Raw genomic sequence first — 25,700 nt, forward strand, 5'->3', positions numbered from 1 at the left:
GTAAAGCAGGCCGCCATTCGCGCAGCTGCCACCGGCCAAGCCAGCCACCCCGACCGCCCGGCCCGGCGGGGCCGGCAGCAGCTTCCCGAAGTACCCTTTGCCGAGTCCGAGCTGGCCGACGTGGAGAAGTTCATTCAGGCCTTCGACGGTACCGACTACCAGCTGGCTGACTTACGCTTCTACCACGCCAGGATTCAGGCCTGGCGCGACCGGAAGACCGGAGAGCCGCCCCGGCGCCGCGACTGGAAAGCCTGCGCCACGCAATTCTTCCTCAACGATGCCCATGAAAACCGCCTCAAACTCGCTCCGAACGTCCAGCGCCGCCCCGATGGCACCCTCCACCAGCAACCGGCCGGAAGCGGCCTTGCTGGCACTGGCTACGTCTCCAAGTGGGATAGGTGAGCTGGCCAGAACCTCCAACCCCGCCGCCCGCCTGATGCTGGCCGAGGTGTCGGTGGGCCTCACGCCCACCCAGGCCGCCGCCGCCCCCAAGCTGTTCCAGCTGAAGCGGACGTTAGGGGAGGAGGTGGTGGTGCGACTGCTGGTGGTCATCCTGCGCGCCTTCGTCGACAGCGTGCGCGTGGCCGACAAGCCCGACGCCGCCGACATCCTGGAGCTGGCCGACACGCTGGCCCAGACCTACACCCACGACAGCGTCAAGGACCTCATTCTGGCCCTGAAACAGGCCCGCACCACCGGCACCAGATTCTTCAACGCCCTCGACCCGGCCACCATCTACGGCCTCATCAGCCAGTATTTTGACAAGAAGGCCCGGCATCTGGAAAACGGCCACCTCGACCGGAAAACCCAAGCCATCAGCCAGGAGGCCGTCACCCTCCACCAGCTGCAGCAGGCCGCCCCCGCGCTGGTGCAGTCCGTGGCCCTGATGATTCCCGCCAGCCACCCCAACGCCCAACACCTGCGCGACAAGCTCACCCTCATCAAGCAGAAATACCGCCGCGGCCTGCTGAGTATGGAACAAGCCACCCAGCAACGCCAGGAAGTGCAGCAGGCCATCCACCGCCACCCCCGGCCCGACTGGCAGCCCTCCGAAGCCGCTCAACAGCAGATTATCCGCCGCCACCAGCAGGCCACCCGCCGCTTCGCTGAGAAGTGGGGGATTGAGCACTCAAAGCATCTCGGTGCATGATTAGAATCTTAGATAGCTTGAAAAACACTGCGGCTTGGCAGAAGATAATCTATCTTCTGCCAAGCCGCAGTGTTTTACCGTAAATTCAATTTCTATTCAGTGGCAGGCTGATCGTCCTGCTCCGTCTGCTCATACTTGATATTGTCCCGTAGGCTTTCCCCCAATGACTGCAGGTTCAGTGCCGGCAGCAGGATAGTTTCGTAGCCCGACAGCGCTGTCAGCGAGGCAATGTAGGAGCGCACGAACGGAAACAGCATGGCTGGCGCGTTTATCACGAAGAAATTGGTAAGCACCTTCTCCTCAATATCCCTATCGAATACGAAGTTGCCTACCTGATGAATTCGAGCCTCAAAGCTTTCCTGCTCATCAGATACCCGCACCCGCAGGTGCAGTTGAAAAGTGCGGGTGGCTTCGTTTACAATTCCCTCAACTTCTGTATCCACGGCAAAGTCTTGGCCAGAGGCCTCGGCCGACTGCGTAAAGTAGCTTTCTTTTACTTGAATGCCTTGCAGCGAAAACCGGGCAATGGGCTGATCCATGGAGAATAGGGGGAGAAGGTAGATAGGTAAACGGACTGCAATGATACGAAGCCCTGCTAAAAACAAAACTCCTCCCGGTTGGGGAGGAGTTCGGTTTGTTCTTGTTCAACGTGTTTCTCAGGGGGCAGCACCGGATAAAACAGCGTGCCGAGGCGTAATACTTCCGAGAGCGTGGGGCCTTCCTTACCGATGTCTTCGACGGAGGCCCACTCAGCGGCCAACTCCTGGGGGGAAGTGGTGCGCAAGTACTCGCGCAGCAGCTCCACGGGGTTGAGGGCGGCTTGCATAAGGCAGAATGGAAAAATGGTTGGTGTCGTAATAACGACCGAATTATACGTAATGTTCCGGGAAAACAATACGTACGTTCTGCAAAGTTGCGGCAGATTTATGGAACACACAAATCTGGACGCGTGGGTTTAGGTCGATAAGGTTGTCAGAACCATTGTCTGGCTGCCTGCGTCGGACAAATCGGTGTTGGGTCGGCTTGGGGTGGTCCTGCCCTCGCACCGAGTCGTAGGGAAACAATGCCGCCTGACTCTTGCTGGCCCGTAGCCGCAACAGCGCAAGTATCGTACCCAGCGGTGGGTCTTGGTTGCTGGCGCGCCACGTCGGGTCTTCCTGGCGCATCACGTTCACCATATCCCGCATGAATTTCTGGTGCTCCGGGTCACCTACCAAATCCAGCATACGGGCCAGCGTCAGCTCCGCCCGCAGAATTACATAATCCACGCCTTCTCGCTGTTTGTACGCTCCCTTACCCCACTGGTGGGCACGCTCCAGGTCCTTTTCCCAGAAGTAGTAGCCCTCCGACAACCAGGCATCCGACCTGGTGCATTTGAAGGGGGCGTCTCGCTCAATCTTATCTGGGTCTTCGGTATCCCGAACGGTATGGTAGCCGTGGGTTATGTGCATAGCAGGTAGTGAATAGGCGAAGGAGGGCGGGAATAAATGATGGCCTGGAAAAGCAAATGTAAAGCCCTGTCCCAACATATCCCGTGTCTCATGAAAGCAGTTGTTCTCAAAAAAAGCTTGGCAAAGCCTATAGCTTGGTTAGTTTCAGGATGGGGGCTGTTATGTTTGTAGACCGGGCAATCTGCTACCCAATCACCGGCTTTCGCTGCTTATCCTCTCTATGACCTCCATTGAAAAACTGGAAAAGCGCCTCTGGAACGGTGCCGACCAGCTCCGGGCCAATTCGGGCCTGACCTCCACCCAATACTCCATGCCCGTACTCGGGCTGATTTTCCTGCGCCACGCCAGCAACCGCTTCCAGCAGGTGAAGCCGGAAATTGAGAAAGAGCTGCCCAGCCGCGGCGGTCAGAAACGGGCGCTGACCAAGGACGACTTTACCCGCAAGGGCGCGCTGTACCTGCGGCCGGAGGCCCAGTACGACCACCTGCTGAGCTTGCCCGACGGGCAGGATGTGGCCCAGGCCATCATCGACGCCATGGACGCCATTGAGGCCGACTACCCCGAGATGCTGGCCGGCGAGCTGCCCAAGGACTACCAGATTTTCGACACGGACCTGCTGCGCAGCCTGCTCAAGACCTTCAACGACGAAGGTTTGCGCGAGGCGGGTGGCGACGTGCTGGGGCGCATCTATGAGTTCTTCCTGATGAAGTTTGCCATGGTGGGCGCCCAGGACAACGGCGAGTTCTTCACGCCGCCCTCCCTGGTGCAAACCATCGTGAACTTCATCGAGCCCAACCACGGGGTGGTGCTGGACCCGGCCTGCGGCTCGGGCGGCATGTTCGTGCAGACGGCCCACTTCCTGGAAGAAAGCGGCACCACGGCCAGCAAGGCCGGGGTGGTGTTCCGGGGGCAGGAGAAAACCGAGCTGACCATCCGGCTGGCCAAGATGAACCTGGCCGTGCACGGGCTGGAGGGCAAGATTGCTGAAGGCAACACCTTCTACGAGGACCAGCACGAGCTGCTGGGCAAGGCCGATTTCGTGATGGCCAACCCGCCCTTCAACGTGGACGAGGTGGACGCCGAGAAGGTGAAAGCCGATAAGCGCCTGCCCTTCGGGCTGCCGGGCGTGAATGCCAAGAAGAAGGTGAGCAACGGCAACTACCTGTGGGTGTCGTACTTCTACAGCTACCTCAAGCCCCAGGGCCGGGCGGGCTTCGTGATGAGCAGCCAGACCAGCAGCGCCGGCCACGGCGAGCGGGACGTGCGCCGCAAGCTGGTGGAAAGCGGGGCCGTGGACGCCATGGTGGCCATCCGCTCCAACTTCTTCTACACCCGCACCGTGCCCTGCGAGCTGTGGTTTCTGGACCGGGGCAAGCCCGCGGACCGGCAGGATAAGGTGCTGATGCTGGACGCCCGCAACGTGTACCGCAAGGTGACGCGCAAGGTGTACGACTTCACGCCCGAGCAGGAAAAGAACCTGACGGCCATCATGTGGCTGTACCGGGGCCAGACCGCCCGCTACCTGGGCCTGGTGCGCGAGTACCTGCACCAGCTCACGCAGGAGGGCGAATTGGTGCCGGCCGCCCTGGCCCCCGCCGAAGACAGCCTGACTACCTTGCTGGACACGGCCCGCGAGTTCCTCGACGGGCTGGGCGCCGCCGCCGAGGGCCTCGACACCCTGACCACGGCCGTGGAAGAGTGGGAAGTGGCCTGGCGCGGCTACCAGCACGACCGCGCGGCCCTGACCGCCGCCCTCAAGACCTACGCCGCCACCTGGGCCCACGTAACGGCTCCGTCCACGGCGGCCCCGGCTGCCGCTACCGGCCAGACCAGCCTGTTTGCGCCGCCGGCCGCCGCGGCTGCACCGGCGGAAGACGCCGCGCAGGTAAACGCCCGGCAGCAGCAGGCCCGGCAGGCCTTTGAGCCGCTGGCCGCCCAGTGCAAGGGCCTGAGCAAGCAGCTGGATTTGCTGGCCAAGCTGGCCGCCCGCACCTACGAGCTGGCCGAAGGCCCGGCCCTGAACGCCAAAGCTGCTACCAGCTGGGACACCCGCGCCCTCAACAAGACCCGCAAGGCCCTGGACGAGCAGCGCCACGCCGCCGCCGAGCAGCTGCAACAGGCCACCTACTTCTACCGGCAGGCCGCCTGGCTGCAAACCCGCTTCCCCGACGCCGAGCTGGTACCCGTGCCGGGGCTGGTGAAGGTGGTGGACCAAACCGAGTTGGCTGCCGCTGACTGGAGCCTGACGCCCGGCCGCTACGTGGGCGTGGCCCCGGTGGAAGCCGATGAAGATTTTGACTTCGAGGCCGAGCTACGCGACCTGCACCTGGAACTGGCTGGCCTCAACGAAGAAGCCGGCGAGTTGGCGCGGACTATTCAAACGAATTTTGAGGAGTTGGTATGAGTTGGGAAAGAATGAAGCTTGGAAAGGCTATTACCCTGAAAAGGGGCTACGACCTTCCTAACCAAGCTAGAATTGTAGGAAACGTCCCTGTTATTTCATCATCCGGTGTCACTGACTACCATAACGAGGCTATGCGAAGTGGCCCCGGCGTTGTAACAGGCCGATATGGAACGCTAGGACAGGTTTTCTATGTAAATGAGCCATACTGGCCGTTGAATACGACACTGTATGTTTCAGATTTTAAGGGTAACGATGCGCGATTCGTTAGCTATTTTCTCAGAACCCTAAATCTAAGCGGGCAGAATAGTGCTGGGGCAGTTCCGGGGCTAAATAGGAATATTCTTCACGAACTGGATATCCGCTTTCCCCCGCTTCCTGTTCAGCAGCGCATAGCCGCCATCCTCTCCGCCTACGACGACCTCATCGACAACAACCGCAAGCGCATTGCCCTGCTGGAAAAGGCGGCGCGGCTGCTGTATGAGGAGTGGTTTGTGCGCCTGCAGTTTCCGGGGCACGAGCATACGCCCGTGGTGGAGGGCGTGCCGCAGGGGTGGGCGAAAAGTAAAGTAGAGGACATTGGTGAAATAATTACTGGCAAGACCCCTGATACGACAAGGGCCAGCTATTATGGAGAAGATGTGCCATTCATAAAAACGCCTGATATGCACGGAAACGTGTATGTAATTGAAACAGAATCAAGTTTATCGAAAGAAGGAGCTGATATCCAGCCGAAAAAGTATTTGCCGAAAAATGCCATTCTAGTTGCCTGTATTGGCGCTAAACTTGGCGTCGTCTCCTTATCGCCGGGCGTTTCTCAGACTAATCAGCAGATCAACGCGGTAATTACGCATGATGAAACGGCCACCTATTTTGCCTTCTTCACTTTGAGGGCGTTAAAGCCAAGATTGGAAGCAGTAGGCGGTGGTGCAACAATGCCTAATGTTAATAAGAGTAAGTTTGGTAGCCTTGAACTTCTACTTCCAAACAAAGCATTGCTACAAGCTTTCGAAGGCTTTTGCAAGCCCGTTTTTGCTCAGATTTTAATTTTGCAACAGCAAACTCAAAAGCTTCAACAAGCCCGTGACCTATTACTGCCTCGCCTGATGAGCGGGGAACTAGCCGTATGAACAAGATGAGCGAGGACCAGCTGGTCCAGAAAACCATGGCCGACCACCTGCGCGACCAGCTGGGCTGGCACTCGGTGTACGCCCAGGACCAGGAAGTGCTGGCCTCCCCCGCGCCCCTGGGCTACGACCCCGCCACCCGGCAGCTCAACCTGGGCCGCAGCAGCCAGCGCGAGGTGTACCTGACGGCCTACCTGCGCCAGGCCCTGGAGCAACTGAACCCCGCGCTGCCGGCGGCAGCCTACGAAACGGCCATCCGCCACCTCACCGAAACCAGCTTCCAGCGCCACGACGTGGCCCTGAACCGCACCCGCTACCAGCAGTTCCGGGAGGGCGTGCTGGTGGAGTACCGCACGCCCGAGGGCCAGCTGGAGAAAACCCGCCTGCGGGTGTTCGACTTCGACGAGCCCGCCCACAACCACTTCCTAGCCGTGCGCGAGCTGTGGGTGCAGGGCCCCACGTACCGCCGCCGCCCCGACATCATCGGCTTCGTGAACGGGGTGCCGTTGCTGCTGGTGGAACTCAAGAACGTGAACCGCCCCCTGCGGGCGGCCTACGAGGAGAACATCCGCGACTACAAGGACACCATCCCGCACCTGTTCGACGCCAACGCCCTGGTGCTGCTCTCCAACGGCGACAAGGCCCGCATCGGGAGCATGAGCAGTAAGTTCGGGCACTTCCACGAGTGGAAGCGCCTGCACGAGCAGGACGCCGGCGCCGTGGACCTGGAAACCCTGCTCAACGGGGTATGCCAGCGGGCCAACTTCATGGACCTGTTCGAGAACTTCATTCTGTTCGACGACAGCGCCGGCAAGCTGGTGAAGATTGTGGCCCGCAACCACCAGTTCCTGGGCGTGAACCGGGCCGTGGAGGTGGTGCGCCGCCGCCACGAGCAGCCCGCCGAGCGAGCCGGGCAGCTGGGGGTGTTCTGGCACACCCAGGGCTCGGGCAAGAGCTACAGCATGGTGCTGTTTGCGGAGAAAGTGCGGCGCAAGCTGCCTGGCAACTTCACCTTCCTGGTGGTAACGGACCGCACCGACCTCAACAACCAGATTTACAAAACCTTCGCCGGCTGCGGGGTGGTGAACAACGACGCCAACCCCTGCCGCCCGGCCTCGGGCCGCGACCTGAAGCGTATGTTTCAGGAGGATAAGCCCTACCTGTTCTCGCTCATCAACCTGTTCAACCAGACCGTCACGGCCGAGGACCCCTACACCCGCCGCCCGGACGTGGTAGTGATGAGCGACGAGGCCCACCGCAGCCAGAACGGCCGCCTGGCCATCAACATGCGCCAAGCCCTGCCCCAGGCCCAGTACATCGGCTTCACGGGCACGCCGCTGTTCAAGGAGGACGAGCTGACGCGCCGCATCTTCGGCGACTACATCTCCACCTACAACTTCCAGCGGGCCGTGGAGGACGGGGCCACCGTGCCGCTGTACTACGACAGCCGCGGCGAGAAGCTCCAGCTCAACAACACGGAGGTGAACACCGAGCTGGCCGCCGCCATCGAGCGGCTGGAAGACGCCCACGACCTGACTGCCGACCAGCGCAGCCAGCTGGAAAAAGCCCTGGCCCGCGCCTATCCCATCCTCACGGCCACCTCGCGCCTGGAGCCCATTGCCCGCGACTTCGTGGAGCATTACAGCACGGCTTGGGAGAGCGGCAAGGCCATGTTCGTGGCCCTGGATAAGGTGACCACCGTGCGCATGTTCGAGATGGTGCAGCGCTTCTGGCAGGAAAAGGAAGTGGCCCTGGCCCAGCAAATCAGCAAGTGCGACGACGACCAGGAGCTGCCTCAGCTCCAGCGCAAGCTGGCCTGGATGCAGCAGACCCGCATGGCCGTGGTGATTTCGGAGGAGCAGAACGAGGTGGCCACCTTCCAGCGCTGGGACATCGAGATTGAGCCCCACCGCGCGCTGCTCAAGCAGGGCTTCGAGCTGGCCGACGGCAAGCGCGTGGACGTGGAAACGGCCTTCAAGGACGACCAGCACCCGTTCCGGGTGGCCTTCGTATGCGCCATGTGGCTGACGGGCTTCGACGTGCCCAGCCTGGGCACCCTCTACCTCGACAAGCCCCTGAAAGCCCACACCCTGATGCAGGCCATTGCCCGCGCCAACCGCGTGTACCAGGACAAAACCAACGGGCTGGTGGTGGACTACAGCGGTATTCTGAAAAGCCTGCGCGAAGCTTTGGCCACCTTCGGGGGCGGTACCCCAGATGGTCCGGGGGGAGGTGGCGACGATGGCGGTGATATAGGCGACCCACCCCGCGACTCGCCCATTAAGCCGGATGCGGAATTGCTGGCGGAGCTGGCCCAGAGCCTGCAGGCCGCCCGTCAGCACCTGCTCACCCACGGCTTCGAGCTGAACGACCTGCTGACTGCTACCGGTTTCGGGGTGAATGCGGCCATTGTGCGGGCCGCCGAGCTGCTGAACGCTAAAGAGGAAACCCGCAAGCACTACCAGGCCCTGAACCGCGAGGCCGAACTGCGGCTGAAAGCCTGCGTGAACGTGGCCGGCGTACACGCCTACCTGACGGAGTACGACGCGCTGCGCATCATCAGCAAGAAGCTGGACGAAGACCGGGAACGGGCCGATATCACCGCCCTGCTGCGCGAGATGCAGAACGTGGTAGACAAGGCCGTGACGGCCGTAGCTGAGCCGCTGGCAGGCTACCAGAAGCTCTACGACATGAGCAAAATCAACTTCGAGCGCCTGCGCCAGGAGTTTGCCAAGTCGGAGAAAAAGAACACCCTCACCCAGCAGCTCAAGCAGGAAGTAGAGGACCAGCTGCACCAGATGGTGGCCCAGAACCCGGCCCGCATCGACTTCAACGCCAAGTATCAGGAAATCATTGCCGACTACAACCACGAGAAGGAGCGGCAAACGATAGAGGACACCTTCGAGCAGCTGCTGACCTTCGCCCAGAGCCTGAGCCAGGAGCAGCAGCGCGCCGTGGCCGAAGGCCTCAGCGAGCCGGAGCTGGCCCTCTACGACCAGCTGCGCAAGCCCAACCTGAAACCCGCCGAGTACGAGAAGCTGAAGAAGGTAGCCCACGAGCTGCTGGAGGCCCTGCAGCGCGAGAAGCTAAAGCAGCACTGGCGCGATACCGAGGCCACCAAAGCCGAGGTGCGCACCTTCATTTTCGACTTTCTGTACAACGAGGAGCAGGGCCTGCCCGAGTCCTACTCCCCGGAGGAAGTAGAGGAGAAGAGCACCGTCCTATTTGAGTTCTTCTACCAGCAGGAGAGCCGGATGGCGGCCTGATGCCGCCACCTCAATAAGTCCACGGCCCCGTTCTGCTGGAATTAACATCCTGGCAAAACGGGGCCGTTGCCCACCCGGTCGCTGCTATTCCCCAACGGTCAGCAAGCTTACAATCTGGTTTTCTGACAAGGGTGAGAGGTGGCTTATTTCATTCCGGCATTCCAACAGGGTTTCCAGCTTCCGGTGCAGTTTAGTGCTCTTTAGATAAGTTGTGGCACCCTCTCTCGGTCTATGTCGCCGTTGTAAAACGTAAAGCATTTGCGCTGGCTCCAGCCGGTCAGGATCCGATACTTTAACGACGCGCATGTTGGGCTCTTCGCCAAATTTTTTCTCATAAGGAGTTTCCTGCAGTTGGGTCCGCAGGTAGTGCCGCAGTTCGGTATTGTGCAGCAATTGCCATCGTTGCTGCTCTATCCATGGCAATAATACCCGCACTTGGGCCAGCCATTGTGCTTGCCGCACACACGCGGCCAGCGAGGCCACAGCCGGCGCGCAGATGTGCCGGATGGGCCTACTATCCACATAACAATCTACACCCCGAGACCATGCGTCGTCTGAGTTGGTAGCTGGTAGTTCGGTGGTGGAACACCAGCTACGTTCTCGTTGCCGGGCTTCCAGAAACTCCGTTATCTGCTCGGGAGTTAAGGGCATTTCCTGAAGGAGGGCCAAGGCACATTCGGCATCTGCGGGAAACAGCGCCGCAACTGTGTGAATATATAATTCCCTCTCAATGGCACTGTCTGCTTTCGGAGCCACCCTGCTCAAAAACAAGAGCATATCCAGCTGGGTAAGTTGCTGTTGATAGCGGTGAAAGGCGAGTTGCGGTTGGTTACGCCGGGGCAGCTGGGTCAGGCCGAATGAATCCTCCACAACCACAAGCAGCACATTGCGGTGCAGCCGGCTTACTTGCTGGAGTGCTTGCTGGTAATTCTGCAAAAACTTCAGCCATTCAGCAGGTGCGCAGCCGGATACGTCGGGCAGCTCCCAGATGCCACCGGCGCGGTCAAACGGCTTGGCCAGCAATTGCGCCGTCGTCATGTGGGGCGGGCATGCCTCTCCCTCAGTCCCATGCCATTGCTCCCACAACCAGGTTAGCCACGGTTGCCCTGGTAGCGGGGGAGTGGGGAGGCTGTACCAGTCGCGGGAAATTCGGGCCAGATCGGCTGCCTTGGCCAAGGCCTGCCGGAATTCTGTGGGAGCGTATTCCGGCAGGCCTACCACCACGCATTGGCCGCTTTCTAAATCATCCAATACTTGCTGTATCAGGGTCGCGGGACCGGGCATCTGCCACCATTCAAGTGCCATGAGCCAGAACCTTAGCTACCACCGGGTCAAACTGATAACGTCCCTCGGGGCGCGGTTGGATAAGCCGCAGGAGTTCCGCCCAGCGCAGTTCCCGTTGTAAATCATCCAGGGACAGAGCGTCACTATTAGCAACCTCAGCTTCCTCCAGACCGAAGGGTTCTAGCTGCCAGCTACGGGCCAGTTCCCGCAAAAAGGGCCACATGGATGATACGTGGAATAACTCCCGATACTGGGTCGATTCTACATTCTCGCTGATGCGGCGCAAATGGGTCTCCGGCTGTTGGCTCTCCTTTTCCAGTTGATAGAAATCGTGCAGCAGTAGATGCCAGCCCCCCGTTACCGAGACGACTTTTTCCAGTGGCTGTCCGCTATCATTTCCTTGTGCTGCCAATCCTTCACCGCTGCCGGCTCCCACGGAGTCAGCGGAATAATTTCTACCCCTGCCGTCTGCAGTCGCTCCAGTGTAATGTCCGCTGACAGAAAGCGCCGTACGGTATCCGGGTCCATTTCAAACACCACGTGCACAGGTCGTTTTGCCTTATGCTTTTTGCTGGGGAGCACGGCTTTTAGGGTTTGCTCGATCAGCTTACCGGTGCAGTTGCCTTTTACCAGCACCACCTGTACCGTTTGGGCAGTTTTATCCGTCAGGTATTTTTCCAGGCAGGTTTCCAGCTGGGCAAACTGCGTAGTTGAGTTTTCTACCAACTCATACCGCCCCTTAAACCGGCGAGACAGAAATTCTTCTACCAGCTCCAGGCCCGCTGCTCTGGTTCCGCACACGATGCTTACGCCCGCTTCTCCGTCCAGTCGACGAACAGTTTCAACCGTGAGAGGGCCGCGGAAATTATGATGCGCAGACTTCGCGCCTGGAAAGTCAGCATGTACTATGCTGGGCATATAGCCAGCATTCGGTAACTCGGTTTCAAACTTGCTCAGCACATGGCGGATTTCCTCCGGAGTGCCCAGCAGAGCCCTTACGTTGGCGGTACGCAGCCGATAATGACGGCTTTCCTGCCCTGTGGTGCTCTTTTCTAGTACACCCAGTTCCACCATCTCGTCGAGTAGGGCCTTAAAATAGCTCTCCTCATGGCGGATCTTCCAGCCGGCCGGCCAGTATTCCAGGGCCCACTCACGCACCTCACCCGGCAACAGTCCCCGCAGCGTTGCCACGGGACCAGCCGCCTGCGTGGTAAAATCCGCAATGATGTAGGCCAGCAGCCGGTAGCGCGGGTTCAGGTCCAGCGTTAGGTTGAAACGGTTCTTGATTTCGTCGCGGGCATCCTGTGAAGCTCGCTGCACATCATCTTCAGTGATTTGCGTAAGCAGCGCCTGCTGTCGTTGTTGACGCTTATACAGCCCTTCCAGCAGCCGATGGCAGAAAATCTGAATCAAGCTGGGATAGTAATTGGTTTCAACCGCAATCTGGTCAATGAGCGCATCCGTTGCCTGATAGGTACCGGTATCGTCGATTTGGCCGAAGCAAAACCCCATGCTTTCCAGCGGCGTGCGCACTAAGTCAATGCCCTGCTCAGGCGCCAGCGGGCCAATGTTCATAGGCTTGCCCAGTTGCACCAGCGGCTGATTGGGAAGATTAAGGGTTCGCTGTACGTTGTGCAGACCTGAGAAAACGACTTTCAGGCGCAACTCGGTCTTCTGCATGGCATTACGAAACTCACTAACCACCGCAAAGTCATTCGCGGCATCCTGTTCGAGCAATTCGTCTGCCTCATCCAGCAGAATCAGCAGCCGGCGGGAATTTTCGCTCAGCACCCAATCGGTCAGGTGATCCAAAAACCGCCGCAGGGTTAAATTCTCCCGCCAAGTAGTCGGCCAGGTCCCGATTTTTTGAGCCTTGCACAGTTGCATCAGTTCGTAGCCGATACGGCTGACTTCTTTAATATCTCGGCCTAGCTGGTAAATGTCCAGAAACACGACGTAATGCTCCTCCGTCGGTCGGTGGTTTTCACGCACGGCTTGGTGTAGCAGCATCGTTTTACCAAGCTGTCGGCCACCGTATATGATGATGGCCCCGTCCGTTTGATGGCTTACTAGCCGCCGTTTTTCATCCTCACGGCCGTAAAACATTTCCGAAGGAATCTTACCACTGACCAGGTAGGGATTGTACTGGATAAAGGGTAGTTGCAGGCGGAAAAACAGCCCCAGCCGCTGGGTGGGCTCTGCATAAGTGAGCAGGTAGAGTAGGAACAACTCGTCGAACACCAGAAAAGTATGCCCCTCGCGCCGACAGTATAAACCCAGTTCTTCGCGCTTCCGCCAGGGCAGCGGGGCAAATAAAAAGACCAGCACGGCACTGTCCCGGTTCGAGCATTTGCCAACCAATCGGCTCAGTTCAACCGGTTCAGGTGCCGTCCATAGGCACAGAACCCGGTAGTGGCCTTTCGCTTCGGAGCCAAAGCGCCCAATGGGTGATTGCTGCCGTTCGTGTAGAATGCTGGTATGCAGGTCCAGATACTGATGGCTGGTCCGGTCAAGCCCCGTTGGTTTACTCACGTTTTCCACCTCAAAGCCCACATATTCCAGCAAGTGTCGGAAGCTGCTTCTGCTCACTTCCCCCTGTAGAGTGCGCGTCTGCTTTACCTCAATCCAGTGAGCGTAAGCCGATGCCCCGCCTGGTGATGTTGTGAGTGGTAAACCGTCCGGCAACAGGGGCTCCTGTTGCAGTTGGCGTTCTATAGCTACTGGTTTTTGTTGCTGGAGCTCCTGCAGCTGCTGCACGCGCAGCCGCAACTGTGCCATGCAGGGTATGGACGGGGTTGCGTCATGCGGTACTAGGTCCCGGCCGTCTCTTAACTGGGCTAGGTAATCGTCTGCTAACGCCAGTCGGCCCTGCTGGAGTGCCACCCGTACCTTTGACTGGTCCTCATCGCTGGGGGGCGTCAGTAATTCCTGCAACTGCTGTTCTACTGAGGCTGTCCGTGTTACGATAGCCTGCTCGCGCATATCACGCAGATGCTCCTGTAGCATCCGCACTGCCTGATGGTGGGAACGATAGTCAAAGATAAAATCCTCCTCCAGCTCGCTTTGGGTTTGGCTGATCTGGCGCAGTCTTTCTATTTCTTGGCGCGCGTTTTCCTCCACTACCTCATTCAGGTAGCCATAGCGTCTGCCCCGCACCAATTCGCGTTCTGCTCCGGCAATAGCTCGTTGTAAGTCCCGGGACTGCTGTCGTAAGTCTGCGGTGCGGTTGCTGCGCAATTCCTGCAGATCCTGTCCCAAGTCAACCGGATGACCAAAAGAAGGACTCATAGCAGCCTCTGCCAGTGCCAGCAGACGCGCCGTTGCGAGGTGGTTTGCCCCTCGTTGCTCCTGCGTTTCGTGAATAGCATCCTGGTACACTTTAGCCCAATCAGTTCGATCCGGCTGGGCTGTCAGTTCCCACAGCTGTACACCGAGGGCATCATCGTATTGTGCAGGTTCCCAGTCGACGTCTAACATGAGAGTGGGCAGCCGTAACAACGCTTGGCCCAGCCAGTATTTAGAAGGCATTTCCTCCACAGCAGTTTCAGGATGCTGAAGCCAGCCATGCAGATGGGTTAACGTCTGCTCGCACACCATTAGGGCTACTCGCCAAGGCTGGTTTGCATCTGGGTCTTCGGCTAGGCGCACTTTTTCTCTGTCCAACTCCTGCAGCACCAAGGGAAGCTGCTTATGCAAGTAGGTAACCAGCTCTTGGTCATCGTAGCGTGAATCTTTGTAGCGGCTATTAGCCGGCTGACGATGCCACAATTCCTGGTGCTGCCGAACAAGGTCCGCCAACGTTTGCACACGCTCATCGAGCCAACGCTGGGCGTCCGTGTTGTTTTGAATGTGGGCCGAATAATCAATCTTGGACCGCTTGACCTCATCCCGCAATCCGCTCCGCTCACGCAGAACTGCTAAACTGTCCAGCAGCGCGGAGTGATCAGGCGTCTCCGAGGCAAGTCCTGCCAACACAATGGCTACTGGCCGCCCCTCCTGCCAGCAGGACTTCCAGAACTGCACAATATCATTGGAGATGCTTTGCCGAAATTTCGCTTGTTCCTGCTGCCGCTCCCACTCCTGCAGCGAATCCTGCCACTCACGTAACTGCTCCTCCCATTGTTGCTGCGTCTGAATCGTGCCCAGCAACACCTCGTCGAGCGGGGCAATACTTTGACGTTGCGCAATGCGGTTGGCAAGTTCGCTTAGGTCTGGTAATCTTGGTACGCCTCCCAGACTCAACCAGTAACCTAACGTTGTAGCAGGTGCTGCCAGGGCGGGCCGCAAAGCCGCTGCCCACGCCAGTAGGTGGCGGGCTCCTGTTTGCTCGTTGGCCGTTTCCTGTAAAGCAGTTTCCTCAAACCGGATTCCGTCATCTGTCAGAAGGGAAGCCAGCCGGCCATACGCTAACCGAACGTGGGGGCCAAGCAGAACGCTGCGCAGCAGCCAGCTCGGCAGGATGGTAGTCGCATTACCTCGTTGATCCTCCATGTACCGGGCCAACTGAAACGCCAGTGAGGTATCACCCCGCTCAATCATTGCCCATTGCCGCCGGGTTACCTCATCAGCATCAGGTAGGGTAGAAGTGGCACGAACGGTTGTTCTCACTGAGCGTGAGGGACGTGAAAGTTCAGCCGGCACCTGTTCGTCCTGTTCCTCAACAGAATTGCCTTCTAGCTCAATTTTGCTAGCGGATGAGTGTACTGGCAGTCTGGTTTCCGCCGCCTCCGTAGGAGCTATGGACTGCTCTTCAACGGGCAGTACGGGTGCATCGGCAATGGTGTCAGCTGGTTCCGGACTGTTCCATTGTTCATCCTGTGGGCTACCAGCAATGTCTTCCTGTGCTGCATCAGCACCGGATTCTTTTTCGGTGTCCGTGGCGGGGGGGAACTGTTCCGATAGTGGAATATCTGCCAAGGGAGCAGAAGCTGGCTGCTGAGCGTCGGGCGTACGTTCGATCAGATTACCTCTTGACCAGGCTGATGTTAAGGCTCTACCGCCCAGTCCGTCAAGGAAATCCTGTGCTTGGTGCAACTGCTCATCTTCCTCACCTAACTGACTGTAGCCATCTTGGTGGCGAATCAGGTGCAGAAAGTGCGCCAACGGGTGTGCCTGAGTCGTTAATTCTTCCTGCTCACTTATCGGGGCCAGTACGTCAGCGGCAATAATCTGAGCGGCCAACGTCGCGGCCTGCTGGTGTAGGGCTGGCAATGCCCCGAATGAGTCTATCGTTTTATGCTGTATGCACTGAATGGCCGTTAGTATCTCCAAGGCCGCATGGCGTTGAGCCTGGGCAGAATGCTGCTGCTGCTGAATATTCTCCCAGGCCACTTGACGCTGCTGTATGTGCGTACGAATAGCCGTTAATGAAGCGGGGGGAGATAGGTTGTCTACTTCTTGTTGTAATCCAATCAGAGCACTCAGCCCCAGAGTGTCTGCCCGGAGTTCAACTGCCGAATGAACAATGCTGTCTAAAACGGGCCACTCTCCACGCCTCAGGAGAAGGGCCGCTTCCTCGACTTGTTCGGCCAATGTGGCCATCCGCGTAGTGATATGCTGCGCCTGTGTATCCCAGTCCTTATCCCAGGCGGGCGTTAAGCCATCTTCTGCCTTAAGTGGAACTGTCACTAGTACATCGCTTCCCGCTACAGGTGTTGGGGCTATTGGTTGGTGGGATAACAGAGCGTCCGTAGTTACCTCATCGAGTGGCTGTTCTTCAACTGGCTCCTGCTTGGATGTATCAGGCTCGGGCTCGGATACAGACCACCCGAGTAGATAAGCCATTAGGGTAGAATGTTCGGGTGTGTCACTCTGGACTCCACTTGGAGCAAAGTAGCTTTGGTCTTCCTTTGCCTTGACATCAGCCGCTCTCAAAGTTTGAAGGGTCATGTCACTGCCCTGATTTTTAAAGTCGGGCACTACTGGCTCATAACCGGCTAAGACAAGTGCGTCCCATACGCTTTGCTTCAGCTTGGTATTCCGTGTAAACCAAATCTGCAGAATTTTACGGCATACACTAGGATCAAAACAGGCGAAGTCCGCCAGCATTTTCCCTTTGTCTACCAAGGATTTGGACCCCCAGGCTTTGTATAACCCATTTTTGCGCAGCAATGCCTCAAATCCAGCTTTATCATGTGATAATGCTTGCTGACTTATCTGTAAACGTATTTTGGGTAGAATCCGGCCTAGTACCGTTTGGGGAGCAGTAAACGACATACAGTTAAATAAATCTTAGCCCAGAGGGTTCAGGGCTTTAGAAAAGCGGAAGCTCTTTGCTGAGTAAGTGAGAGAAAGGTTATAAGTCCCAGTTATTCTCTCATAAGGCGTCGACAACCACAGGCTGACGGCAGTAAAACTCCTGGGGGGTATGGCGGGAATGTTGGAATTTCAGCCGATGACCCAGCGGTTCGCGCAATCGGATAAGAGTCCAAAGATGCTCTCGTTGGTATTTTGCAACCAAAAAAGATTTGGTGATGAGCGCCTTTACAGACTCTAAATCAGTGCTAATAGAGTATGCATAGCTCAATGTGATAAAGGTTGAAAATGACTGTATGAAAGCCAGGATTGATACAGGTTTATGTTCTATGTTATTGACAATGAGTGGAAAATAATGTCAACGCTATTGGTTGATTTCATCAATTGTCGACGACAGGTAGGCTTGACGTGCCAATATATGCTTCTTTCTGTCGTCATAAATATGAGGTGGTCTAGTTGACGTGGACAGAGTTCGGACGTACTTTTCCTTTACTATGGCAAGTACGTTGCACATTCAGCTGAGGTGGTCTAGAGAAGGCGGACAGAAGAAGGACGTATATTTCTTCTGTTATGGCAGCAAAAACCAGCGGGTCGTCGCCCGACAAACGGCGTAAATACGACGAGGCGTTCAAGGTCGAGGCCCTGCGCTTGGCGTCCGAGAGCCGCAGTACGCAAGCCGCAGCCCGCGAGTTGGGCATCAGCCCCAAGCTGCTCTACCGCTGGCAGCAGGCCCAAGTGGTGGCCGAGGTCGGCAGCGTCGAAGTGGCCCGTGACCCGGAGGTGCGTGCTCTGCGCGCCGCCAACAAGCGGCTGGCGCAGGAGCTGGATATTTTAAAAAAAGCCTTGGTCATCTTCGGCCAGCCGACCCCGTGAGTACGTACCGATACATCGCCCAGTGCCAGGTGCGGGTGCCCGTACGCCAGCTCTGCCGCGTGTTGCACATCGCGCCCAGCGCATACTACGCCTGGCACCGGCAGCAGGGCCAACCTGTACCCGAGCCGGCCTGGCAAGTAGCCGTACGCCAAGCATTTGTACGCCACAGCCAGCGCTACGGTACGCGCCGGCTGCGGGCCGAGGTGCAGGCCGAAGGCCATGGCGTGGGCCGTTGGCGCATTCGGCGCGTGCTCAAAGCGCACGGCTTGCGCGCCCAGCAGCCCCGCTCGTTCGTGCCCCGCACCACCGATTCCGACCCGGCCGTGCGCGCCGCCCCCAACCGCTTACTCGGCCAACCGGCCCCCACCGCCCCGAACCGGGTCTGGGTGGGCGACATCACGTACTTGCCCCGCCAGGGCGGCGGCTGGCTGTACTTAGCCATCTGGCTCGACCGCTGCTCGCGCAAAATCGTGGGCTGGGACGTGCGCGATACCATGCCCGAGGACTTGGTCAGCGAGGCCTTGCGCCGGGCCCTGGTCGTGCGCCGGCCCGCGGCTGGACTGGTCGTGCACTCCGACCAGGGCAGCCAGTACACGGCTACCCGCTTCAAAGCCCTGGTCGCCCAACACGGCGCACTGCAAAGCATGAGCCGGCGCGGCAACTGCTACGACAACGCCCACGCCGAATCGTTTTGGAGCCGCTTCAAGGCTGAACTGCTCGACGGCGGCAGCTTCCCCGGCCTGGCCGAAGCCAAGCTCGAAATCAGCCACCATATTGCCTATTACAACGCCGAACGCCGACATTCTGCTCTCGGCTATCACTCGCCCAACCACTTCGAAACCCAACTTCAAACAACGTCCCAATTGTGTTCGGCTTAGCTAGACCACCTCAATTCCTTCTCAATATAATCGTGGTTGTTACCGCTTTGATATAAATAAGACAGCCTCGGCCAGGCCAGTCGAGGCTATTTGCTTTGAGCTTAGCATTCCTACAGTGAAACCGCGTCCCCTCACCCCACACAATGTCCCGCATCTCTGCCACCATCCGCTCGTCGGCCTGACCTAGCGGCGCATCCGGTTCCACCACTACTGAAGATACCGCCGCAGACCCGCCCAGAACCAAATAGGGCAGGGTAGGAGAGGCTATCAGCACAGCGCATAAGCCATAGAACGTGCTGCAAAGCTCACCCCACCATCCCCCGCGTAAACGTCACCAGCTCCACATCTCGCAGTTGCTCCAGCCACTGCCGCGCCGCTTCCGGCGTCTGCATCTGAGCCGCCGGCAGCGGCAGCAGGGGCGCGACGGTGCTGCCCGCCGAAAGCTGCACCTGCAGCAGGCATGTCCCCTCAAAAAGCTCCGGCATCACCTCGAACCGCAGCCCCCTGGCCATATAGGCCCCGAAAACTTCCCGGAGCAGTTCCTGATCTGGCACGAATTGCTTTATACTGCTTTTGCTATTTATGTTAGTGTAAGTTTGTAAGCCAATCGGGTAAGCAGGCAAACGGCTGCCGGTAGCTGCCTGGCGGTATTCTGTAGTTATACAGCAGTTTGCCAACGTATGCTCTGCCATCGAAGAGTCGGGTGCCGGCGGAAGCTCGGCGCTAGTATACAAACAAGCTACTAATTATTTTAGTATACTTGCTGTGCCCGATATAGCTAACCACCCTGCATGACGACCATTGAACTCATTGAAGTCGGCGAGCCGACCACCACGCTGTGGCTGCCCGTCTTTGCCTCTCTGGTGCCCGCCGGCTTCCCGTCGCCGGCCTCCGACGAGCTGGAGGAGCTCTTCGACCTGAACCGCATCCTGTTCCGCCACCCCGAAGCTACCTACCTCATCCGGGTGTCGGGCGAGAGCATGCAGGGCGCGGAAATCCACGCCGGCGACCTGCTGGCCGTCGACAAGCACCTCGAAGCCGACCACAACCACATTGTGGTTGCCGTGCTGGAAGGGGAGTGCACCGTCAAGCGCCTGGTGCGCCGCGGCACCGCCTGGTGGCTGCAGGCCGAAAACCCCGCTTACCCCGACTACTGCATCACCGAGCCCGACAACCTGCGCATCTGGGGCGTGGTCACCCATGTCGTGCACGAGCTCATCCCCGGCAAGCTCACCGCCCTGCTCCGTAGCCGGGATTAGAGAGCCTGCACCAGAACGTCATGCTCTGAACGTCATGCTGAGCTTGCCGAAGCATCTCTACCGCTTCGTTGCGCCCAAGCACTAAGCCCCAAGCCCTAAGCCCCAAGCACTAAGCCCCAAGCACTAAGCCCCAAGCCCTAAGCCCCAAGCACTAAGCCCCAAGCCCTAAGCCCAAGCACTAAGCCCCAAGCACTAAGCCCCAAGCACTAAGCCCCAAGCCCTAAGCCCCAAGCACTAAGCCCCAAGCCCTAAGCCCCAAGCACTAAGCCCCAAGCCCTAAGCCCCAAGCCCTAAGCCCCAAGCACTAAGCCCCAAGCCCTAAGCCCTAAGCCCTAAGCCCTAAGCCCTAAGCCCTAAGCACTAACAACTACCCATGTACGGCCTCGTCGACTGCAACAATTTCTATGTCAGCTGCGAGCGGGTTTTTCAGCCCCGGCTCGATAATCGCCCCGTGGTGGTGCTCAGCAACAACGACGGCGCGGTGGTGAGCCGCTCCCCCGAGGCCAAGCAGCTGGGCATTACCATGGGCGCCCCGTTCTTCGAAGTGCGCGAGCTGCTGCAGCAGCACCAGGGCCACGCCCTGAGCTCCAACTACGCCCTCTACGGCGACATGAGCCGCCGCGTCATGGCCCGGCTGGCGGCCCACGTCCCCGCGGTGGAAGTGTACAGCATCGACGAGGCATTCCTCGACCTGCACGGCCTCACCACTTGGTGCGGCACGCTCGACTCCCGCGTCCAGTCCCTGCGCCGCGACGTGCTGGCCTGCACCGGCATCCCCACCTGCGTAGGCGTGGCCCCCACCAAAACGCTGGCCAAGGTGGCCAACCGTCTGGCCAAGAAGCACCCCGAGCTGCACGGTATCCTGCGCCTCGATACCGCCAGCCGCCGCGAGCGGGCCCTGCGCGCCCTGCCCGTGGCCGACGTCTGGGGCATCGGCTACCAGTACGCCGGCCGGCTTGCCGCCCATGGCATCCACACGGCCTGGCAGCTAAGTCAGGCGTCCGAGGCCTGGGCCCGCAAGCATCTCGGGGGAGTGGTGGGCTGGCGGCTGGTGCAGGAGCTGCTGGGCCAGCCCTGCCACGGCCTGCTGCCCTCCGAAGACGGCACCCTGTCCCGGAAAAGCATCAGCTGTTCCCGCTCCTTCGGCCAGCGCCTGGCCACCTTCGCCGATCTGTGGGGCGCCGTCGCCACCTACCTGAGCCGCGCCGCCGAAAAGCTGCGCATCCAGGGCGACCAGGCCCACATCCTCACCGTCTACCTCAGCCAGGACCGCTACGATACCCGCGTACCGCCGCCCTACACCCGCTCCACCACGCTCACCCTGCCCGGCGGCCCCACCTCCGACACGCTCCAGCTGCTGGCCTACGCCCGCCGGATGCTGGAGCGACTTTACGAGCCCGGCCGCGTCTACGCCAAGGCCGGCGTAGTGCTCGACGGCCTCGAGCCGCCCGGCCGCGGTCAACAGCTGAGCCTGTTCGCCCCCGCTTCGTCACCAGCTGCCAACTCCCTGTCCGACGTGCGCGCCCAACAGCTCATGCACACCCTCGACGCCCTCAACCGCCAGTTCGGCCGCGGCACCGTGCGCCCCGCCGCCACGGTCACCCCGGCCGGCCAGCCCGCCCCCTGGCAGGGCAACGCCCGATACCGCAGCCCGGCTTTCACCACCCGGCTGGAGGATTTGATGGTGGTTTCGTAAGCAGCACTCAACTACCTGATGCCTAACGGCCCGATAAAAGAGCCCTATAGCCCTACCATCTTCATTCTGGCCTACTGGGGGATTTAGCTGCTGTTTGGCCCCTCTACGAACCTGATAACGTGACCACGCTCATTTCACCGGAGAAGAGAAGATAACAGCTGTTTGCCCAGCAGAAAGAGTTAACGGGTAATTTGATAGGCACTATATGGTAGTGAGGGAAGAGAAGGTTGCTACTTTCGTCCTCGATGAAAAAACTATTCTGTGCTATGAGCTGCCTGCTGGTGCTGAGCAGTTCACCCTCGTGGGCTGTTGGAGAGGACCCATCTGTAATCATTGTGCGCAGCCTCGAAAGGAGTGGGGCGAATAGCCGCCTGATTATCTATCGTAGCAAGGATAGTGTAGAGGAAATCGAATACCAGAGTGGGTTGAACGACAAGGGTATCCGCTCCACGGCCGCCGCTTATCAGCAGGTGGTGATGAAGCTCATGGGTGAAGGCTACGTGCTGCAAACGATGACCCACTCCGATCTGGAAGCTTCCTCCACCTTCATTTTTGTTAAAGCTCCCAAGCCCTGACCCTGCTCATGAAAAAACGATTCTATCTTCTGGGCTGCCTGCTGCTGTTGGGCAGCGCACCCGTACTGGCGCAGACCACCGGAGCAGAGGTGGTTGTGATACGTACTTACGAAGCTGCCGCCGGATCAGCGCGCATAGTGGTAAGCCGTGGCAAACAACAGTCAACTATTCTGGATGTGGCGACCGGGGTTAATGACAAGAATCTGGTAAGCGCGGCGGAAACGTACCAGCAGCTTATAACCAGCCTCTATCAGGAAGGCTACGTACTGCAGGGCACCCTGAATACGGCCGCGTATCTCAATACCCTGATCTTCATCAAGGCGCCGAAGCCGTAACCTCTGTCGGTCCCGGCCTGCGCTGTAAAAACAAAATAGTGCTGTAGGGAACGGGCTGACTACCGCCTCGGACTACTTGTGGGGCAACAGCAACAGCACTACCCACAGCACGAAGAGCAGGAAGCCGGCCAGCAGCAGCACAGCTATGATGCCCGGTAGGCTGGCCAGGCGGGGCCAGACGAGGAGCCGGGTGGCAAAGGCGCCAGCCACTAAGAGCAGGAACACCGCCACTACCAGCAGGAAGGCGTTTAATAGCCAGGCACTGGCAACCTCGGCGTCTGACCCGCCCGCCCAGCTGATAAGCGGCCAGCCGCAGCAGGCCAGCCCAAGCAGTATTCTGGTAACTAGAGGGGCTTTCGCAAGCATACCAACAGGATAGAGTGGGGGCCAAACCACCGCAAGGTAGCCCGATACGCGTTGGTGACAGCTACCTTTAACCCTAACTGTCGTTTATTCATCCGCTCCTTCTTGGTGTCGTATGCGTTTAGAGAATCAACAATCTACCAGCGGGTGGCGGGTGGCAGGGCTGCTGATGGGAGCTGTCGCCCTGGGGCTGGCTTTCGCCACCGGCGGGGCTGCTTTCCTACCGGCCGTGCTGCTGCTCGTACTGGGGGCGCACTATGCCGGGCGCACCCAGGTAGAAGTCGTTGTCCTGTCCGAGCACTTCCGCACCCTGACGGTTAGCTACAGCCGCTGGTTCGGTTCCTCCACCCGCACTTTCCCCTTGGAAAGCCTCACTGCTCGCTACCAGGCGCGCGGCGGTCTGCGCAGTGCCAAATACTACGCTTTGGCGCTTCACTACCGCGGCAGATCGGTCGCGGTATTAGACCCGAAAGCCGGTTACGACCAGGCTCAACTTGACCATTTACACGCCGCCCTCCTCACTTCGCCAGCCCGAGGTGCAGGAAGCGTCACGGCAACTGCCCCTGCTAGCTCCTAGCACCACAGGCCCTTGTGCAGGCCAGGGAAGCAAGCCCATTTCTCGCGCAGGGCCTGCTCACTTTCCCCGCCGCTCCGCGGGCCGCTATTCCACGTACTCCTTGCCGAAGCAGTCAAGCCAGACCACTTTCCCCTGAGTGGTGGCAGTGGTAATGCCCCGGAAAAAGGGCTGCACGTCGGTGTACTTGAACGGCGTGAGCAGCTTGCCCTGATAATCCAGAACCGCGTAAGCAGTGCCGTTGAACACCCAGACCACCCCGTTGCTGGCGGGCCCCACCTGGGTTACGCCAGCGGGCAGCAGCTGCTGGCCTTGCTCGTTCACGAGCAGCAGCCCCCGGGCGTTGGTGGTCAATGGGGTTGGCGGCAGCGGCGCAGTTGCCGGTTGGGTCCGCCAATGCAGCAGCGCCAGGCCCGGGGCCGGCACTTCCAGCTTGTACACTAACTTTCCCTGGGCCCTGTAGTCGGGTAGGATGGTTCGCACGCGGCCCTGGCGACCCAGCACCAGCTGGCCGTCAGGCTTCGTGCCAAGGAAGGTGCGGCCCGGACCATCGTAAATACGGCTGTACTCGATCGGCACCACCACCTCGCCCGTAGCCGTTATCAGGCCTTCCAGCTTGTTTTTCCTAACGTAGAACAGCGAATCGGGCTGGTGAGGCAGCACCTCGTCATACGCCGCGTTAAGGGGCACGGCCCAGCGGCCGGTCGTATCCAGCAGCCCCGCTTTGGTGGCCGTGCGCACCTGGTAGTAGCGCCCGCCGTACGCGCTTGAAACCCCCGTAATCTCTTCGTTGAAGGGCTTCTGGCCGTTGGCCAGTATCAGCTGGGGCCGCGTCTCGTAGGAGCTCTGGTAAGAGAAGATATCATGGCCGAGGTATGCCGGGGCCTGCAGGGAAACAACAGCCATGCCGGTGCGCCCCTGCGGCCCGTAGCACACGTACTGGGACGTAGCTTGCTGGGTTACCGGGTCGCGGCCGACTTCCAGCGCCAAAGCATAGCGCCCGTCACCGGTGGTGTACACCTGCGGATGGCGGGCCGGTATCACCAGCTGGCCCTGGTAGAGCGCGCCGCGCTGCGGTATCTGGTCGGGCCCCAGCGGAGGCATCTCTACCACCGTCCAGCGGCCGTGCTGCGTGAGGCTTTCGTAGAGCGGCGGCGTGATTTCCCGGAATGTGGTATCAAGCAGGCCCCAGCGCGCCACCCATTTCGCATTGGGCGCCGTGCCCACCCGGGCGCGCTGCATCACGGCAATGTAGGGGTCCGATTGGCGGCGTGTAATCTCCTGGTACTTGCCGAAAGGCACCACCACCCGGTCGTGCACGTCCACGGCTCCCACCTGCTGCCGGCCCCTGGTACGGCCCAGCCAGAATCCTCCTAAATAGGCCAGAGAAAGGGTATCGGTGTGGGCCGGGCTGAGCCAGCTTGTCTGCCCCCGGCGGTTGATGACGCCCTGGCGCCGGCCGGCAGTGGCCACCGGCGCGTAGCCCTGCCAGAACGCCCCAACCTCGGTAAAGGTGGGCGTAAGCACTTTCTGACCGTTACCATTCATGAGGCCCAGCAGACCCGGCAGATAATAGACGTCATCCCGTTGGGCGTACCGCGTTCCGCTCGGGGGCTTGCTGGTCAGCACCGAATCGGGCAGCTTCACCACCGCCAGGTCGTGGTGCCACGCTTCGATGGACGCATACGGCGTAACGCGCACCACGTGGCCGACGGAGTCGAAGAGGGTAATGGTGCGCCGGCCGGTAGCAGCCACCAGTCCGTTGGGCAGCGGCGTGAAGGTCTTGAAATGCCCCAGCTCCTGGCCTTGCTCGCTTAGCAGGACTACGGGTAGCGGGCCCGCCTGGGTGGTGTACCAGAGGTAGGGCGCGCGGAAGTAGCGCTTGATGGGGTTGGGATAGCGCGGCGCTAGGAGCACCTGGCCCTGCGGCGTCATCAGGCCCGTGAGCCCGCCGCGCTGAAACGGAATGGAAGCCGCCGTGACGCGCTGCGCGTAGCTGACCGGCCGGGGCAGCAGTTGGGCCTGGATGGGCAGGGCCAACAACAAAGCCCCCGGACCGCTAAGTGCGAGCAGGGCTCGCCGGAGTTGAGAATAGCACATAGAAAGGTATTGCCTGGGCCCACCCCACCGGGCGGGATAAAAAGCGGGGGATACTAGCAGCTACGTTCTTGGTTTCTCTTAATTCCTCGGTTCCCTGCGGGACGCCAGCACGT

General features: G+C 59.6%; 20 protein-coding genes. 11 read left to right on the plus strand and 9 right to left on the minus strand.

From position 1 onward, the window contains the following. The first annotated feature begins 283 nt into the window (after window positions 1-283). Window positions 284-1,150, plus strand: a complete 867-nt coding sequence (locus tag N008_RS17410) for a hypothetical protein (RefSeq protein ID WP_231569735.1) — start codon at window positions 284-286, stop codon at window positions 1,148-1,150. Between the two features lie 92 nt (window positions 1,151-1,242). Here the strand turns inward: N008_RS17410 and N008_RS21870 are convergent, their stop codons facing one another. The 3 genes from N008_RS21870 to N008_RS17425 are packed head-to-tail and all read right to left on the minus strand — an operon-like array spanning window position 1,243 to window position 2,601. Next, complete coding sequence (locus tag N008_RS21870) at window positions 1,243-1,689, minus strand: protein-export chaperone SecB (RefSeq protein ID WP_052381690.1); 447 nt, start codon at window positions 1,687-1,689, stop codon at window positions 1,243-1,245. Window positions 1,690-1,745: 56 nt separating this feature from the next. Then, entirely contained in the window at window positions 1,746-1,976 is a 231-nt protein-coding gene (locus tag N008_RS17420; RefSeq protein WP_044017643.1) for a hypothetical protein, read from the minus strand. A 43-nt stretch (window positions 1,977-2,019) separates the two neighbouring features. Continuing rightward, window positions 2,020-2,601, minus strand: coding sequence for a hypothetical protein (locus tag N008_RS17425; protein ID WP_044017644.1), 582 nt, complete (start codon window positions 2,599-2,601; stop codon window positions 2,020-2,022). 220 nt (window positions 2,602-2,821) lie between these two features. Here N008_RS17425 and N008_RS17430 point away from each other — a divergent pair, with 220 nt between their 5' ends. Genes N008_RS17430 through N008_RS17440 form a run of 3 tightly spaced genes read left to right on the plus strand, consistent with a single transcriptional unit; the run spans window position 2,822 to window position 9,395 of the window. Then, window positions 2,822-5,005 (plus strand): class I SAM-dependent DNA methyltransferase, encoded by a 2,184-nt coding sequence (locus N008_RS17430; RefSeq protein WP_044017645.1) that lies wholly within the window; start codon window positions 2,822-2,824, stop codon window positions 5,003-5,005. Next, window positions 5,002-6,132, plus strand: a complete 1,131-nt coding sequence (locus tag N008_RS17435; protein WP_044017646.1) for a restriction endonuclease subunit S — start codon at window positions 5,002-5,004, stop codon at window positions 6,130-6,132. The genes N008_RS17430 and N008_RS17435 overlap by 4 nt, the downstream gene beginning before the upstream one ends. Further along, complete coding sequence (locus N008_RS17440) at window positions 6,129-9,395, plus strand: type I restriction endonuclease subunit R (RefSeq protein ID WP_044017647.1); 3,267 nt, start codon at window positions 6,129-6,131, stop codon at window positions 9,393-9,395. The genes N008_RS17435 and N008_RS17440 overlap by 4 nt, the downstream gene beginning before the upstream one ends. Window positions 9,396-9,479: 84 nt before the next feature. Here the strand turns inward: N008_RS17440 and N008_RS17445 are convergent, their stop codons facing one another. The 3 genes from N008_RS17445 to N008_RS17450 form a co-directional block, all read right to left on the minus strand. Then, window positions 9,480-10,433 carry a hypothetical protein gene (locus N008_RS17445; RefSeq protein ID WP_156109376.1) on the minus strand — a complete coding sequence of 318 codons (954 nt, stop codon included), beginning with the start codon at window positions 10,431-10,433 and terminating at the stop codon, window positions 9,480-9,482. A 256-nt stretch (window positions 10,434-10,689) separates the two neighbouring features. Continuing rightward, a complete protein-coding gene (locus tag N008_RS23295; RefSeq protein WP_197062889.1) occupies window positions 10,690-11,091 on the minus strand; it encodes a hypothetical protein in 402 nt (133 codons plus the stop codon). Then, complete coding sequence (locus N008_RS17450; RefSeq protein ID WP_156109378.1) at window positions 11,037-16,895, minus strand: AAA family ATPase; 5,859 nt, start codon at window positions 16,893-16,895, stop codon at window positions 11,037-11,039. Before N008_RS17450 ends, N008_RS23295 begins: the two co-directional genes overlap by 55 nt. 609 nt (window positions 16,896-17,504) lie before the next feature. On the opposite strand from N008_RS17450, the gene N008_RS17455 reads away from it, so the two are divergent. Then, on the plus strand, window positions 17,505-17,807 hold the full coding sequence (locus N008_RS17455) for a transposase (protein WP_044014656.1): 303 nt from the start codon (window positions 17,505-17,507) through the stop codon (window positions 17,805-17,807). Next, window positions 17,804-18,685 carry an IS3 family transposase gene (locus tag N008_RS17460; RefSeq protein WP_081910647.1) on the plus strand — a complete coding sequence of 294 codons (882 nt, stop codon included), beginning with the start codon at window positions 17,804-17,806 and terminating at the stop codon, window positions 18,683-18,685. Before N008_RS17455 ends, N008_RS17460 begins: the two co-directional genes overlap by 4 nt. A gap of 305 nt (window positions 18,686-18,990) precedes the next feature. Here the strand turns inward: N008_RS17460 and N008_RS22740 are convergent, their stop codons facing one another. Continuing rightward, window positions 18,991-19,239: a hypothetical protein gene (locus tag N008_RS22740; RefSeq protein ID WP_231569736.1), complete on the minus strand. Its 249-nt coding sequence runs from the start codon at window positions 19,237-19,239 to the stop codon at window positions 18,991-18,993. Between the two features lie 237 nt (window positions 19,240-19,476). On the opposite strand from N008_RS22740, the gene N008_RS17470 reads away from it, so the two are divergent. The 4 genes from N008_RS17470 to N008_RS17485 all read left to right on the plus strand — a co-directional run bounded on the left by N008_RS17470 (window position 19,477) and on the right by N008_RS17485 (window position 22,550). After that, on the plus strand, window positions 19,477-19,944 hold the full coding sequence (locus N008_RS17470; RefSeq protein WP_044017651.1) for a LexA family protein: 468 nt from the start codon (window positions 19,477-19,479) through the stop codon (window positions 19,942-19,944). Between the two features lie 373 nt (window positions 19,945-20,317). Beyond that, complete coding sequence (locus tag N008_RS17475) at window positions 20,318-21,640, plus strand: Y-family DNA polymerase (RefSeq protein WP_044017652.1); 1,323 nt, start codon at window positions 20,318-20,320, stop codon at window positions 21,638-21,640. Between the two features lie 245 nt (window positions 21,641-21,885). Then, window positions 21,886-22,215: a hypothetical protein gene (locus N008_RS17480; RefSeq protein WP_156109379.1), complete on the plus strand. Its 330-nt coding sequence runs from the start codon at window positions 21,886-21,888 to the stop codon at window positions 22,213-22,215. 8 nt (window positions 22,216-22,223) lie between these two features. Further along, entirely contained in the window at window positions 22,224-22,550 is a 327-nt protein-coding gene (locus N008_RS17485; protein ID WP_044017654.1) for a hypothetical protein, read from the plus strand. Window positions 22,551-22,622: 72 nt separating this feature from the next. Here the strand turns inward: N008_RS17485 and N008_RS23300 are convergent, their stop codons facing one another. Then, the gene (locus N008_RS23300; RefSeq protein ID WP_156109380.1) at window positions 22,623-22,775 is read right to left on the minus strand and encodes a hypothetical protein; all 153 of its coding nucleotides are present in this window, start codon (window positions 22,773-22,775) and stop codon (window positions 22,623-22,625) included. Window positions 22,776-23,028: 253 nt separating this feature from the next. Between N008_RS23300 and N008_RS17490 the strand changes: the two genes are divergently transcribed. Beyond that, entirely contained in the window at window positions 23,029-23,490 is a 462-nt protein-coding gene (locus N008_RS17490; protein ID WP_044017655.1) for a hypothetical protein, read from the plus strand. Between the two features lie 84 nt (window positions 23,491-23,574). Here N008_RS17490 and N008_RS17495 read toward each other — a convergent pair whose 3' ends face one another. After that, on the minus strand, window positions 23,575-25,527 hold the full coding sequence (locus N008_RS17495) for a WG repeat-containing protein (RefSeq protein ID WP_044017656.1): 1,953 nt from the start codon (window positions 25,525-25,527) through the stop codon (window positions 23,575-23,577). Window positions 25,528-25,700 lie beyond the last annotated feature (173 nt).

The organism is Hymenobacter sp. APR13 (assembly GCF_000737515.1).
GTDB lineage: Bacteria > Bacteroidota > Bacteroidia > Cytophagales > Hymenobacteraceae > Hymenobacter.